The 14,363-nt window shown below is 70.5% G+C and carries 11 protein-coding genes; 5 read left to right on the top strand and 6 right to left on the bottom strand.

Going from position 1 to position 14,363, the window contains the following annotated elements; genetic code table 11:
• Positions 1–131: 131 nt before the first annotated feature.
• The 3 genes from ABZ795_RS15850 to ABZ795_RS15840 are packed head-to-tail and all read right to left on the bottom strand — an operon-like array spanning position 132 to position 3,525.
• Positions 132–896: a succinate dehydrogenase/fumarate reductase iron-sulfur subunit gene (locus ABZ795_RS15850; RefSeq protein WP_357530847.1), complete on the bottom strand. Its 765-nt coding sequence runs from the start codon at positions 894–896 to the stop codon at positions 132–134.
• On the bottom strand, positions 893–2,830 hold the full coding sequence (locus ABZ795_RS15845; protein ID WP_327026901.1) for a fumarate reductase/succinate dehydrogenase flavoprotein subunit: 1,938 nt from the start codon (positions 2,828–2,830) through the stop codon (positions 893–895). Before ABZ795_RS15845 ends, ABZ795_RS15850 begins: the two co-directional genes overlap by 4 nt.
• A 2-nt stretch (positions 2,831–2,832) precedes the next feature.
• A complete protein-coding gene (locus ABZ795_RS15840; protein WP_327026900.1) occupies positions 2,833–3,525 on the bottom strand; it encodes a succinate dehydrogenase cytochrome b subunit in 693 nt (230 codons plus the stop codon).
• 71 nt (positions 3,526–3,596) lie between these two features.
• On the opposite strand from ABZ795_RS15840, the gene ABZ795_RS15835 reads away from it, so the two are divergent.
• Both ABZ795_RS15835 and ABZ795_RS15830 read left to right on the top strand, forming a co-directional pair.
• Complete coding sequence (locus ABZ795_RS15835; RefSeq protein ID WP_327027180.1) at positions 3,597–4,535, top strand: LysR family transcriptional regulator; 939 nt, start codon at positions 3,597–3,599, stop codon at positions 4,533–4,535.
• Between the two features lie 62 nt (positions 4,536–4,597).
• Positions 4,598–5,941 carry a squalene monooxygenase gene (locus ABZ795_RS15830; protein ID WP_357530846.1) on the top strand — a complete coding sequence of 448 codons (1,344 nt, stop codon included), beginning with the start codon at positions 4,598–4,600 and terminating at the stop codon, positions 5,939–5,941.
• Here the strand turns inward: ABZ795_RS15830 and hrpA are convergent.
• Positions 5,908–9,966, bottom strand: coding sequence for an ATP-dependent RNA helicase HrpA (hrpA, locus tag ABZ795_RS15825; protein ID WP_357530845.1), 4,059 nt, complete (start codon positions 9,964–9,966; stop codon positions 5,908–5,910). The two genes, ABZ795_RS15830 and hrpA, sit on opposite strands and share 34 nt — an antisense overlap.
• Before the next feature lie 466 nt (positions 9,967–10,432).
• Here hrpA and ABZ795_RS15820 point away from each other — a divergent pair, with 466 nt between their 5' ends.
• On the top strand, positions 10,433–10,738 hold the full coding sequence (locus ABZ795_RS15820) for a hypothetical protein (RefSeq protein WP_357530844.1): 306 nt from the start codon (positions 10,433–10,435) through the stop codon (positions 10,736–10,738).
• Between the two features lie 103 nt (positions 10,739–10,841).
• Here the strand turns inward: ABZ795_RS15820 and ABZ795_RS15815 are convergent, their stop codons facing one another.
• Positions 10,842–11,309, bottom strand: a complete 468-nt coding sequence (locus ABZ795_RS15815) for a hypothetical protein (RefSeq protein WP_357530843.1) — start codon at positions 11,307–11,309, stop codon at positions 10,842–10,844.
• Positions 11,310–11,314: 5 nt separating this feature from the next.
• On the opposite strand from ABZ795_RS15815, the gene ABZ795_RS15810 reads away from it, so the two are divergent.
• The gene (locus ABZ795_RS15810; RefSeq protein WP_357530842.1) at positions 11,315–11,590 is read left to right on the top strand and encodes a hypothetical protein; all 276 of its coding nucleotides are present in this window, start codon (positions 11,315–11,317) and stop codon (positions 11,588–11,590) included.
• Between the two features lie 260 nt (positions 11,591–11,850).
• Here the strand turns inward: ABZ795_RS15810 and ABZ795_RS15805 are convergent, their stop codons facing one another.
• Complete coding sequence (locus ABZ795_RS15805) at positions 11,851–12,495, bottom strand: hypothetical protein (protein WP_327026895.1); 645 nt, start codon at positions 12,493–12,495, stop codon at positions 11,851–11,853.
• Between the two features lie 175 nt (positions 12,496–12,670).
• On the opposite strand from ABZ795_RS15805, the gene ABZ795_RS15800 reads away from it, so the two are divergent.
• On the top strand, positions 12,671–14,284 hold the full coding sequence (locus ABZ795_RS15800) for an LPXTG cell wall anchor domain-containing protein (protein WP_357530841.1): 1,614 nt from the start codon (positions 12,671–12,673) through the stop codon (positions 14,282–14,284).
• The last annotated feature ends 79 nt before the right edge of the window (positions 14,285–14,363 follow it).

The raw sequence follows: 14,363 nt of genomic DNA, 5'->3' as shown, positions 1-14,363 counted from the left end.
CCCACCCACCCCCCTCTCTCACCGCGTTGATCATGAGGTTAGCGGCAGTAGTCGATCTCTACGCTGCCGTCAACCTCATGATCAACCCCGTGGGGGTGGGGTGGGGGGAGGGGGGTGGGGGTGGGTTGGGGTTAGGGGGTGGGGGAGTCGGGGCGTTTGGTGGTGGTGGCTGCCAGGTAGTCGCGGTTGAGGCGGCCGATGGTGGTCAGCGGGATGCCCTTGGGGCAGACGGCGGTGCACTCACCGGCGTTGGTGCAGCCGCCGAAGCCGGCCTCGTCGTGGGCGTCGACCATGCCGATGACCCGGGTGAAGCGCTCCGGCTGGCCCTGGGGCAGCAGGCCCAGCTGGGTGACCTTGGCGGCGGTGAACAGCATGCCGGAGCCGTTCGGGCAGGCCGCCACGCAGGCGCCGCAGCCGATGCAGGCGGCGGACTCGAAGGCGGCGTCCGCGTTGGCCTTCGCCACCGGCACCGAGTGGGCCTCCGGCGCGCTGCCGGTGGGCGCGGTGATGTACCCGCCGGCGGCGATGATCTTGTCGAAGGCGTTCCGGTTGACCACCAGGTCCTTGATGACCGGGAAGGCCCGGGCCCGCCACGGCTCGATGTCGATCGTGTCGCCGTCTTTGAACTGCCGCATGTGCAGCTGGCAGGCGGTGGTGCCGCGCTGCGGCCCGTGCGCGTTGCCGTTGATCATGAGGCCGCACATGCCGCAGATGCCCTCACGGCAGTCGTGGTCGAAGGCGACCGGCTCCTCTCCGGCGAGGATGAGTCGCTCGTTGAGCACGTCGAGCATCTCCAGGAACGACATGTCCGGGGAGACGTCCTCGACCTTGTAGGTCACCATCCGACCCTTGTCCTGGGGACCGGACTGGCGCCAGATGCGCAGGGTCAGGTTCACTTGTAGCTCCGCTGCGTGGGGTGGACGTATTCGAACTTCAGGTCTTCCTTGTGCAGCACCGAGGGCTCACCGGTGGCGGTGAACTCCCAGGCGGCGACGTAGGCGAAGTTGTCGTCGTCGCGCTGCGCCTCCCCGTCGGGGGTCTGGTGCTCGGCCCGGAAGTGGCCGCCGCAGGACTCCTCCCGGTGCAGGGCGTCGATGCACATCAGCTCGGCCAGCTCGAAGAAGTCGGCCACCCGGCCGGCCTTCTCCAGGGACTGGTTGAGCCCGTCGGCGTCACCGACGATCCGTACCCGCTGCCAGAACTGCTCGCGCAGGGCCCGGATCTCGTCGATGGCCTTGCGTAGCCCGGCCTCGGAGCGCTCCATGCCGCAGTGCTCCCACATGATCTGGCCGAGTTCCCGGTGGAAGGAGTCCACCGTGCGGTCGCCGTTGACGGCGAGCAGCCGCTGGAGGCGGTCCTCCACGTCGCGGCGGGCCTCGATCGCGGCCGGGTGGCTGCCGTCGATCTTCTCGAACGGCCCGGCGGCCAGGTAGTTGGCGATCGTGTTGGGCAGTACGAAGTACCCGTCGGCCAGCCCCTGCATCAGGGCGGAGGCGCCCAGCCGGTTGGCGCCGTGGTCGGAGAAGTTCGCCTCACCGATCACGAACAGGCCGGGGATGGTGGACTGCAGGTCGTAGTCGACCCAGAGGCCGCCCATCGTGTAGTGCACGGCCGGGTAGATCCGCATCGGAACCTCGTACGGGTCCTCGCCGGTGATCCGCTCGTACATCTCGAACAGGTTGCCGTACTTGGCCTCGATGGCCTTGCGGCCCAGCCGGTTGATGGCGTCGGCGAAGTCCAGGTAGACGCCGAGCTTGGTCGGGCCCACCCCCCGACCCTCGTCGCAGACGTTCTTCGCGGCCCGGGAGGCGATGTCCCGGGGCACCAGGTTGCCGAAGGAGGGGTAGATCCGCTCCAGGTAGTAGTCCCGCTCGTCCTCGGGGATGTCCCGGGGGGCGCGGTCGTCGCCCTTGGCCTTCGGCACCCAGACCCGGCCGTCGTTACGCAGCGACTCGCTCATCAGGGTCAGCTTCGACTGGTGGTCGCCGGAGACCGGGATGCAGGTCGGGTGGATCTGGGTGTAGCAGGGGTTGGCGAAGTAGGCGCCCTTGCGGTGGGCCCGCCAGGTCGCGGTGACGTTGCAGCCCTTGGCGTTGGTGGACAGGTAGAACACGTTGCCGTAGCCGCCGGAGGCGAGCACCACCGCGTCGGCGAACTCGCTGGTGATCTCACCGGTGACCAGGTCCCGGACCACGATGCCCCGAGCCTTGCCGTCGACGACGATCAGCTCCAGCATCTCGTGCCGGGAGTTCATCTCCACGTTGCCCAGGCCGATCTGCCGCTCCAGGGCCTGGTACGCCCCGAGCAGCAGCTGCTGGCCCGTCTGACCCCGGGCGTAGAAGGTGCGCTGCACCTGGGCGCCACCGAAGGAGCGGGTGTCCAGCAGGCCGCCGTACTCGCGGGCGAAGGGCACCCCCTGGGCGACGCACTGGTCGATGATGTTGACCGAGACCTCGGCCAGCCGGTGCACGTTCGACTCCCGGGAGCGGAAGTCACCGCCCTTGACGGTGTCGTAGAACAGCCGGTGTACGGAGTCACCGTCGTTGCGGTAGTTCTTGGCGGCGTTGATGCCACCCTGGGCGGCGATGGAGTGCGCCCGCCGCGGGCTGTCCTGGTAGCAGTAGGACTTGACCTGGTAGCCCTGCTCACCCAGCGTGGCGGCGGCGGCACCGCCGGCCAGGCCGGTGCCGACCACGATCACGGTCATCTTGCGCCGGTTGGCCGGGTTGACCAGCTTGGCCTCGAACCGACGGCGTTCCCAGCGGCTCTCGATCGGGCCGTCGGGAGCCCGGGTGTCGGCGACCGGGTCGCCTTCGATGTACAGATCCATGGTCAGGACACCAATCCGGTGAGTACGGCGAACGGGACCACGAGGTAGCCGACGACCAGCCCGACGGAGAGGACCAGCGCCACCACCCGGGCACGCTGCTCCCCGCGCGGGGTCTGCTGGCCCAGGCTGCGCAGCGCGCTGTAGACCCCGTGGCGCAGGTGGAAGCCGAGGGTGGTGACCGCCAGGGCGTAGAAGAGGGTGACGTACCAGCGCTCCGGCGCGAAGCCGGCGACGACGTTGGCGTACGGCCGGGTCGGGTCGCCGACCGGGTTCAGGGTGCCCGTGGTCAGGTCCAGCAGGTGGTAGATCACGAAGAAGAGGATGATCACCCCACCCCAGCGCATGGTGCGGGCGGCGTAGCTGCCCTGGACCTTCTTGCGGTGGGCGTAGCGGACCGGGCGGGCGGCGCGGGCCCGCATGGCGAGCACCGTGGCGGCCCAGATGTGCCCGACGGCCGCGACCACCAGGCCGATGCGCATGAACCAGAGGAACCAGACCCCCGGCAGCACCGGCTTGCCGACGTCACGCAGCCAGTGGGCGTAGCCGTTGAACGAGGAGTCGCCGGAGAAGACCTTCAGGTTGCCCAGCATGTGTGCGATGAGGAAGAACACCAGGAAGATGCCCGTCACCGCCATGACGGCCTTCAGGCCGACGTTCGAGCGGATGGGCGACCGAGTTCGCGTCGTGACTACCACGAGGCCGACGCTAGGAGCAGTTCAATCAGTCGTCCAATGCATCGACACCGCAGTCTTGATAGCCATAAGCTATCCAGGTGCAGCTCCATCAGCTCAAGTACTTCGTTGCGGTGGCCGAAGTACGACATTTCACCCAGGCGGCCGATGTCGTCGGCATCACCCAACCCTCGTTGAGTAAGCAAATTCACGCCCTGGAAGCCACCCTCGGCGCCCCCCTGTTCGAGCGGGTAAGGGGCAACATCACCCTCACCGCGGCCGGCGAGGTGCTGCTGCCCCTGGCCAAGCGGATCCTCGCCGACGTGGAGACCGCCACCCGCGAGGTGCAGGAGTTGGTCGGGCTGCGCCGGGGGCGGGTCCGCCTGGGGGCCACCCCCAGCCTGGCCACCTCGCTGGCCCCCCCGGTGCTGCGCCGCTTCCGTGACGTCCACCCCACGGTCGACCTGCGGGTCGAGGAGGGCGGATCGCAGGACCTCGTCCGGGAACTGCTCCGGGGGGCGCTGGACCTGGCACTGATCATCATGCCCGCCCAGGGCACCGATCCCGGCCTGCGCGCCGACCCGATCCTGACCGAGAGCCTGGTGGTCGCCTCGGTCGACCCCCTGCCGACCGCCTACCCCGGGGCCGACCTGCGCATCACCGACCTGCGGGATCAGCCGCTGGTGATGTTCCGCGAGGGCTACGACCTGCGGGACGCCACCCTCCAGGCCTGTCGCAACGCCGGTTTCGAGCCGACCCTGTCGGTCGACGGCGGGGAGATGGACGCCGTACTCAGCTTCGTCGAGGCCGGGCTGGGGATCGCCCTGGTCCCCGGCATCGTGGTGGCCCGCCGCCCCGGCATCCGGGTCACCCGACTGGCCCCACCCGGGGTGCGCCGCACCATCGCGGTGGCCCGCCGCCGCGACGTGGTGCCCACCCACGCCGGGCGCGAACTGCGCCGCATCCTGCTCGACTACGTGCAGACCGCCACCACCGCCAGCGAACTCCCGCCCGGGGTCGAGCCGTTGACCTGACCTGTCCGGATCGAGCACGACGGAAGCAGCCCCGGGGATGAGAGCACGCATAGGCTCCCGGCATGGCAGCCTCCGGTCGCGCCGTCGTCATCGGAGCCAGTCTGGGCGGATTGCTCGCGGCCCGGGCGCTGGTGGACAGCTTCGCCGAGGTGATCCTGCTGGACCGCGACGTCCCGCCGGCCGAACCGGTGCATCGCCGGGGGGTACCGCAGGGCCGGCACGTACACGTCCTGCTGGCCCGGGGTCGGCAGGCCCTGGAGTGTCTGCTGCCCGAACTCGGCGCCGAGTTGTACCGCCTCGGGGCCACCCCGGTCGACCTGCACGGGCAGGTGCACTGGTACAACGACGGCCACCGGATGCGGTCGGCCCGCTCCGACCTGACCGGCTTCGGCATGAGCCGCCCGCTGCTGGAACAGGCCGTCCGGCAACGGATCCTGGCCCTGCCCGGGGTACGCCTGGTGCCCGACTGCGAGGTGACCGGCCTGCTGGCCACCGCCGATGGCCGCCGGGTCACCGGGGTACGGCTGGCCCCCCGCGAGGGCCCGGCAGCGACCCTGACCGCCGATCTCGTGGTCGACGCCGGTGGCCGGGCCAGCCGCAGCCCGATCTGGCTGGCCGAACTCGGCTACCCGACGGTCGAACAGGAACGTGTCGAGGTGGGGGTCACCTACGTCACCCGCCGGTACCGGCGCGAGGACGGCCAACTGGAGGACAAGCTCGGCGTACTGTCCAACGCGATGCCGGGGCGGGCCCGCTACGGGGTGGTCGCACCCCAGGAGGGCGGGCGGTTGGCGGTCACCGTCGCGGGCATCCTGGGCGAGGCGCCGCCGGTCGACGAGGCCGGATTCATCCGGTACGCCACCTCGCTGGCCGCCCCGCAGGTCGGGGAACTGGTCCGGCAGGCCCAGCCGCTGGACGAGCCGGTGCTGATGCGCTTCCCGGCCAGCGTCCGACGCCGGTACGAACGACTGTCCCGGTTTCCGGACGGCCTGCTGATCTTCGCCGACGCCCTGTGCAGCCTGAACCCGGTCTACGGACAGGGCATCACGGTCGCCGCCGTACAGGCCCTGCTGCTGCGGAGCCTGCTGGCCCGGGGCCGCCACCGTCTGGCCCGGCGGTTCTTCCGGCGGGCGGCCCGGGTGATCGACGGGCCCTGGTCCATCGCGGTCGGCACCGACCTGCGCTTCCCGGGAGTCACCGGGCGGCGTACCTGGAAGGTCCGGTTCGTCAACGCCTACCTGGCCCGGCTGCATGTCGCGGCTGCGCGCGACGCGGTGCTCGGCGCCGCCTTCCTGCGGGTGGTCAACCTGATCGACCCGCCGGCCCGGCTGCTGGGCCCGGACGTGATGCTCCGGGTACTCCTCGGCAGACGTCAGCGCCCCTCGGCCTCGTCCATGGCCCGGTAGATGCGCTGCTCCGAGATCGGGTACGGGGTGCCCAGGGCCTGCGCGAAGACGCTGACCCGCAGCTCCTCGATCATCCAGCGGATCTGCCGCACCGCCACGGAACCGCGTCGGGCCGGGGGGAGGGCGGTGAGCATCTCGTCGTACTCCCGCTGCACCACCGCGATCCGGTCCTGCAACTGCTTGTCCCGGGGCGGATTGCCGGGCAGCCGGTCCAGCCGCCGCTCGATGGCGGTCAGGTAGCGCAGCAGATCGGACAGTCGGGCGTAGCCGACCTCGGTGATGAAACCGGCGTGCACCAGCCCGGTGAGCTGGTTGCGGATGTCGGCCAGGGCGGCCACCACGGCCAGGTTCCTCGTCGCGCCGAGCCGCTGCTGCACCGCGTACGCGGCGGCCAGCACCGCCCGGACCCGCTCCATCACCTCCGTCACGGTGTCCACCAGACCGGCGCGGACCTTGTCCCGCAGGGCGGCGAAGCCCTCCGGGTCCCAGACCGGCCCCCCGGCATCCCCGATCAGCTTGTCGATCGCCGCGCCGGTGGCGTCCTCGATCAACGCCTGCACCCCGCCGTGCGGATTGCGCGACAGGGCCAGCTTCGCCTCGTTGGACAACCGTCCGGCCAGGAACTTCGCCGGGGAGGGCACGGTCAGCCGCAGCAGTCGCCGGGTACCGGCCCAGTGCGCGGCCTCCTGCTCGGCCGGGGAGTCGAAGACCCGTACCCCGACCGTGGTCCCCTCGTCCACCAGCGCCGGGTACGCGGTCACCGCGTACCCCGCCCGGACCTGCTCGATGGTGCGGGGCAGGGTGCCGATCTCCCAGCCGGTCAGCCCGGTGCGGGCCACCTCCGGCGCGGCGGCGGCCACCACCTGGCGTACCTCCGCCTTGAGTCGGCGTTGCAGGGCCGGCAGGTCCTTGCCCTCGGCTACCGGTTTGTCGTCCTCGCCGAGCACCCGGAAGGTGACCCGCAGGTGGTTCGGCAGCTTGCTCAGATCCCACGCCTCGCGGGGCACGGTCACCCCGGTCATCCGGCGCAGCTGCCGGGTCAACGCCTCCAGCAGGGGTTCCTCGCCGGGGGTGATCGCGGCCAGCACGGCGCGGGCGTAGTCCGGCACCGGTACGAAGTTGCGCCGCACCGGCTTGGGCAGGGAGCGGATCAACGCGATGACCAGTTCCTCCCGCAGGCCGGGCACCTGCCAGTCGAAGCTCTCCGCCGGTACCTGGTTGAGCAGCGGCAACGGGATGTCGACGGTCACCCCGTCGACCGGGGAGCCGGGCTCGAAGGTGTACGTCAACGGCAACTCGACACCCTCGGTGCGCCACTGGTCGGGGAAGTCCGCCTCGTCCACCCCGCCCCGACCGGCGTTGACCAGCAGCTCACGGGTGAAGGTGAGCAGGTCGGGCTGCTCCCGGCGGGTCTTCTTCCACCAGGTGTCGAAGTGCCGCCCGGAGACCACCTCGGCGGGAATCCGCTCCTCGTAGAACTGGAAGATGGTCTCGTCGTCGACCAGGATGTCCCGCCGCCGGGCCCGACTCTCCAGCTCCTCCAGCTCGGTGCGCAGCCGCTCGTTGTCCCGCCAGAACTGGTGGTGGGTGGACCAGTCGCCCTCCACCAGCGCGTGCCGGATGAACAACTCCCGGCTCAGCACGGGATCGATCCGACCGAAGTTGACCTTGCGGGAGGTGACCAGGGGCACCCCGTAGAGGGTCACCTTCTCGTACGCCATCACGGCCGCCTGCTTCTTCTCCCAGTGCGGCTCGCTGTAGCTGCGTTTGACCAGGTGCTGGGCCAGCGGTTCGACCCACTCGGGTTCGATCCGCCCGTTCACCCGCCCCCAGAGCCGGGAGGTCTCCACCAACTCGGCGGCCATCACCCAGCGCGGCGGCTTCTTGAACAACGCCGAGCCGGGGAACAGCCCGAACTTCGCCCCCCGGGCCCCCAGGTATTCGTTCTTCTGGGCGTCCTTGAGGCCGACATGGGACAGCAGGCCGGGCAGCAGGGACTGGTGCACCTTAGGGGTGTCGATCTCCTCCGGCAGGTCCGCCCCGGCCTGGCGTCGCCCGCCGCCGCGCGGGGCCTCCTCGTCGGCGCCTCGCCGTCCGCGTCCCCGACCCTCCTGCTCGGCGGTACGCAACACCTGGCGCAACTGGCTGACGATGTCCTGCCACTCGCGTACCCGCAGGTAGTTGAGGTACTCGGCCTTGCACATCCGACGGAAGGCGCTGGAGGACAGCTCCTTCTGCTGCTCGCGCAGATACCGCCACAGGTTAAGAAACGCCACGAAGTCCGACTCTTTGTCGGTGAACCGGGCGTGCGCCTGGTCGGCCTGGGCCTGCTTGTCGGCCGGCCGCTCACGCGGATCCTGGATCGACAACGCCGCGGCGATCACCATCACCTCGGTGGCGCAGCCGTTGCGCTCCCCTTCGAGCACCATCCGGGCCAGCCGGGGGTCCACCGGAAGCTGGGCCAGCCGCCGCCCGAGCGCGGTGAGCCGCCGATCCGGGTCGGTCTCGGCCGGGTCCAGGGCACCCAACTCGTGCAGCAGGTTGACCCCGTCGGCGATGTTGCGTCGATCCGGCGGGTCGATGAACGGGAAGGCGGCGATGTCGCCCAGGCCGATCGCGGTCATCTGGAGGATGACCGAGGCCAGGTTGGTACGCAGGATCTCCGGGTCGGTGAACTCGGGCCGCGACTGGAAGTCCTGCTCGTCGTAGAGCCGGATGCAGATACCGTCCGAGGTACGCCCACAGCGGCCCTTGCGCTGGTTGGCACTGGCCTGCGACACCGGCTCGATCGGCAGCCGCTGCACCTTCAGGCGCTGCGAGTAGCGGGAGATCCGGGCGGTACCCGGATCGACCACGTACTTGATGCCGGGCACGGTCAGCGAGGTCTCCGCGACATTCGTCGCCAACACCACCCGCCGCCCGCTGTGCGGGGCGAAGACCCGGTGCTGCTCGGCGACGCTCAGCCGGGCGTACAACGGCAGGATCTCGGTGCCGAGCAGCGACCGCTTGTTCTGCACCAGCTTGCCCAGCGCGTCGGCGGTGTCGCGGATCTCCCGTTCGCCGCTGAGGAAGACCAGGATGTCGCCGGGGCCCTCGGCGGCCAGCTCCTCGACCGCGTCGCCGATGGCCTGGATCTGGTCGCGGACGTTCTCCTCGTCCGCCTCCTCCTCGTCGGCCTCCGCCACCTCGATCAGCGGCCGGTAACGCACCTCGACCGGGTAGGTCCGCCCGGACACCTCGACCACCGGCGCCGGTACGCCCTCGGGATGCTCCTCCGTCGGCGGCCCGGCGAAGTGCCGGGCGAACCGGTCGGTCTCGATCGTCGCCGAGGTGATGATCACCTTGAGGTCGGGTCGGCGGGGGAGCAGCTGCCTGAGATAGCCCAGAATGAAGTCGATGTTGAGGCTGCGCTCGTGCGCCTCGTCGATGATCAGGGTGTCGTACTGGCGCAGCATCCGGTCGGTCTGCAACTCGGCCAGCAGAATGCCGTCGGTCATCAGCTTGACCAGGCTCTGCTCACTGACCTGGTCGGTGAAGCGCACCTTGTAGCCGACCACGTCGCCCAGCTCGGTGCCCAACTCATCGGCGATCCGGTCGGCCACCGTACGCGCGGCCAGCCGACGAGGCTGGGTGTGCCCGATCAGCCCGCTGATCCCACGCCCCAGCTCCAGGCAGATCTTCGGCAACTGGGTGGTCTTGCCCGACCCGGTCTCACCGGCCACGATCACCACCTGGTGATCCCGGATGGCGGCGGCGATATCGTCCTTACGCTCGCTGACCGGCAGCGCCGCCGGATAGGTGATCTTCGGCAGCGCGGCCCGGCGCCGTTCCAGCCGCCCTTCCGCCGCCGCCACCTCGGCCGCGATCTCGGCCAGCGTCGACTCCCGCCGCTGCGGGTCGCGCAGCCTGCGCACCCCGTCCAGCCGTCGGCGCAGCTGGCGCTGGTCGCGGAACATCAACGGGGGAAGGCGACGCTGCAACGCGCGGATCGGGTCGGTCGCGGCAGGTGAGACTGGATTCTGCATGTCGTGCCCAAGGATATGCAGCCCGCCGCCGCCCCCGCCTCCTGGTTATCCCCACCACCCCGCCCACCGCCCCCGACCCCCTGACCGCATTCGCCAGCCAAGGCCCGGACAACGCGCGGCGCCTGCCGCGCCGACCTGCGCCGTGCGGCGCCGGGCGCTGGCTGTCGGGGCTGGCACGGTGCCCGCCTGAGCCGTGCCGGCATTCGGGCTGCCGGGCGGTGCAGGATGGTGCGGTGCCGGGCGTTGCGAGTCGGGCGTTGCCGGGGCGGTGGAGCGCCAGGTCCAGGGCCGGCGGTGTCAGGTCTCCCCGGCGCCCATTGCTCTGCTTCAACCGGCGCAATGGTGCTGGTCCGCAACCTGTGCGTGGGGTGAAGCAGAGCAAAGGGGGCGGTGACGATGCAGCCGGACGGCGGCGGTCTATCGTGGGGCGTCGAACTGGGAGCGGAACGCGGGGACGCCGATGACGATGCGTGACACCGATCGGGCGTTGGTGCAGGCGGCCAGCGCGGTGGCGAAGCTGCGCTGCCGTAGTGCTGCCCACACTCTCGCCACCGCGGCCCGCACCGCCGATGGTCGGGTCGTCTCCGCCGTGAATGTGGTGCACCCCACGGCAGGAGCATGCCCCGAGGTGGTCGCGCTCGGCACCGCCGTCACCCAGGGTGTGGGCGAGCTGGAGACGATGGTCACGGTCGGGACCGCGGCCGGTCCCTGGTCGCCCCCTGCGACGCCTGCCGCCGACTCCTGGGCGACCTGCTCCCGTCGCTGCGCGTGATCATCGGCCCCCTCGACGACCCCCGAGTCCTACCGATCACCGACCTCCCCCCAACCACCCCCCACTGACTCCCGTCACCGGGGCGCCCGGGCATGCGCGGGGGTCAGCGGGTGCGGGTGCGGATCGCTTGGCGGAGTTCGGCCAGGAAGCCGTCGAAGTCTTCCCGGAGGCGTTGCGCTGTCACGTGCAACACGATCCAGTCCTCGCCGAGCAGGCGGTTGAGGCGACGTCGGTCGCGGTGGAACTGCGCCGGGTCGTCGTGCCAGAGGCCGATGAAACGACCGTCCCGTTGCACCACGAACTGGGTGACCGGCCGGGGGAGACCGGCCAGCACGATCCGTACCCGTAGCCGTGACTCCGGTGCCGACTCCGCGCCGGGATCGGCCAGCTCTGCCACCCGCAGCATGCGTTTCCAGCCCCGGGCACCGCGACGATCTTGTGCCAGGTCCAGCAGTTGCTCGGTTCGTACCAGCCGACGGCCGAGCAGCCGGTCCACCACGACCACGGCCTCTGCCAGGTCAAGCCATTGGGCCAGATCCCAGCAGGTCCGCAGCGGTGTGGTGACCGGCATCCGTCGTGCGACAGCACCTCGAACCCGTCGACCTCGGCGGTGTGCACGGCTCGACCGGCTACCGGCCCGAAGCGTTGCCCGGCGGGCACCAGCACGTCGAGGGGGTCGGCGTCGGCGATGAACCCGGCGCCGAACAGCGCTGCGGCGCTCCGTCCGGCGATCGCCGCACCGGGTGGGAGCAGCCACCGCGCGGCAGCCTGACACCGGGTGCGGTGCGAGACCGTGAGCTGGGCATCGGCGTACACGTCTCGGAAGATCGGCCGCCATGCCTTGCTGCGTAGCTGACCCCGGGTCAACAGCCCTCGGGCCACGGCACGGGAACCTCGGAAGACGCGCCCGCGTAGCTGCGGTGGGCGCCGAGCAGAAGTAGCCACGCCAGCCACCATGACCCACCGCCCTGCCCGCCCGACACCCCTGTGGATAACCCTGCTCCCACCGGCAGGCAGCGGGTATGCAACTTCGGGGAAGATGCTGCCTCTGGGCGCACGGAGGCGACATCTTCCCCGAAGTTGCTCGTACGCAACGTGCGGGTGGGGCGGGGTCAGGCGGCGGCGGACCAGATGGCGCGGAAGGCGGCGGCTTCGCCGGCCAGCCAGCGTTCGATCTCCTCGGACCGGACGCTCTCGGGCATCCGGTGGGTTACGCCCCGGCGTACGTCTACCAGGATCGGCTCGGCGTGCGGCAGGACGGCATCCATGTGCCGGGCCATCAGGTGCAGGGTGGCCAGTGCGGCCTCCTCGCTGGGTGGGGTCTCGTCGAAGTGCAGTCGGACCGCCTCGGCGCGGCCGTCGGAATGGCGTACGCCGAAGTGGGGGTTGATCTTGACGGGTAGGTCACCGAGCAGGGCCAGGGCGTCGCGGGTCTGGGCGAGGTCCACAGTGCGCGGCTCGCCCAGGGAGTGCAGCCAGGTCGTGGCGCCCGGCACCAGTGCCTGGTAGAGGGGGCGCCACCGGGGCTTGACCAGGTCCACCACCTGCGCCAGGTGGGTCCCTCCAGTGTGGAAGGCGATGTCGGTCTTGAGGGCCTTGACGAACTGGCCGTGCGGGTTGAAGCCGGAGCGGCTGGCCCGCTGGCGGCGCAGGCCGCCGACGAAGGTGGCTTTCGTCGGCCCGGTGCGGTCGACGTACCGGGTGAAACCGAGGAGGGTGGCGTACGGCGTGAGGGGGGCGGAGATGGGCGCGGTCACGAGCATCCTCCCAGGTCAGGAACTCGATTAGTACATACATTCTAATCGACGGGTCTGACATCGCCCAGGGGAGAAGACGGGCCGACGGGTGCGGTACGAACCGTGGCAGGGGACAACGCGGGGCTCGGAGATCGTCTAAAGTCCTGGCTTCCCCCAATTCTTCCGGAGCATCCACATGACATCCCTCATGGCTCGTTGGCCACGCTTTGCCGTCGGCACGGCGGTGCTGGCGACGGCGGCGCTCCTCGGCTCCGCCCCGGTGGCGTACGCCGCGGACGCACGACCCGACCTGTTCGTCTCGTTCACCCAGGAGCCGGTCGCCGAGGTCGACAACAGCGGCACCACCGTCGGCATGTACGTCTACAACTACGGCGAGGCGGACGCGAGCGCGGTGACCGTCACCCTCGACCTGAGCAAGCTCTCCGCCGGAGTCGTCGCGACCGTGCCGGAGTGGGTCGACGAGTGCAAGCTCGCCGGCAAGAAGATCACCTGTGCCGTCGGGGTGCTCGTCGCCGGGCAGGTCGACACCCTCTACCCGGTGTCCTTGGCCAGCGAGAAGGGTGCCAAGCCCGGCGATGCCGGCTCGATCTCGGTGACCATCGCCGGCGCGGAGGAGGACGCGAACCCGGACGACAACACCACGACCTTCCCGGTCTCGGTGGTCGCCTCCGGGCCCGATCTGGTGGCCGCAGCCGCGGACCTGAACGACAAGTCCGACCGGGTCGGCGGCGGTGACACCGTGCCCCTCTACAGTGGCGTCTTCAACGAGGGCGACACCACCACCGAGGGCTTCAGCTTCAGCGTCAGCCTCGCCACCGGCGCCACCTTCGTCGAGCGCTACAGCGACTGCACGTACGCCGACTACTACCCCGACGCCACCGGGGCTCCGTACGTGTACGGGCCGAGTGAGGTCACCTGCGTACTGCCCTTGCCCCTGGAGCCGGGTGAGGGCCTGCTGCTGTTCGACGACGAGAGCGGCGAGTCGCTGTTCAACATCACCTTCGGTCGCAACCTGTCCGGGCCGGGGGAGCACAGTGGAGTCGTCAGCGTAGCCCTGGCGGGGCAGTCGCGGGCCGCGCAGAAGGTCACCGGCAGCAAGGGCAAAGGTCCCTCCCTCGCCGCTGCCGCCAAGGCCCTGCAGGCCAAGGCCGCGGACGCCAAGGCCTCCCGGCGGTCCGCCGCCGAGCGGGAGCTCGACGAGTCGAACAACTACGCGGACTTCCGGTTCTGGAGCAAGAAGAACACCCTGGACGTGGCTGTCACCGCCCCGGCGATCAAGGGCGCCGTGGGTGAGACCGTCGACCTGACCTACGAGGTCGTCAACCACGGTCCCTCCGACGGCGGGGGCCCGGGGGTGCTCATCACCGCGCCCAGCGGCACGGTGCTGCTGCCCGCCGAGTGGTGCTACACCGACGGCGAGCCGGGCCGGACCCTGCCCGAGTCGAAGAAGCTGCGCTGCAACTTCGAGAGCGAGTTCCCGAGCACCGCCTCCGGCTTCGGTCGGATCAAGGCGACCGTCAAGATCAAGATCAAGTCCGAGCCCGGTACGGACGGCACGATCGTGGCCGACGGCGCCATGTACTCCAGCGAGTCCAAGCCGGAGAACAACACCGCCCGCATCGTCATCAACACCGGTGACGGTGACGGCGGTACCGGCGGCGGCCTGCCGGTGACCGGCACCTCGGCCACCCTGCTCGCCGGTGTCGGTGCCGCCGTGCTGGCGGTCGGCGCCGTACTCCTGGTGATGTTCCGTCGCCGTCGCGTGGCGTTCCAGGCCCCGCGCGACTGACCGACGGTGTCGGCGCCGCAGGGGTGAGCGGACCGCTCAGGTCCTACCCCTGCGGCGCCGGACGCCGACGGCCCGTGCT

This window comes from Micromonospora sp. NPDC047134, from assembly GCF_040643455.1.
Lineage (GTDB): Bacteria > Actinomycetota > Actinomycetes > Mycobacteriales > Micromonosporaceae > Micromonospora.
The sequence above is the reverse complement of the archived record's forward strand: the minus strand, read 5'-3'. Positions and strand labels throughout refer to the sequence as shown.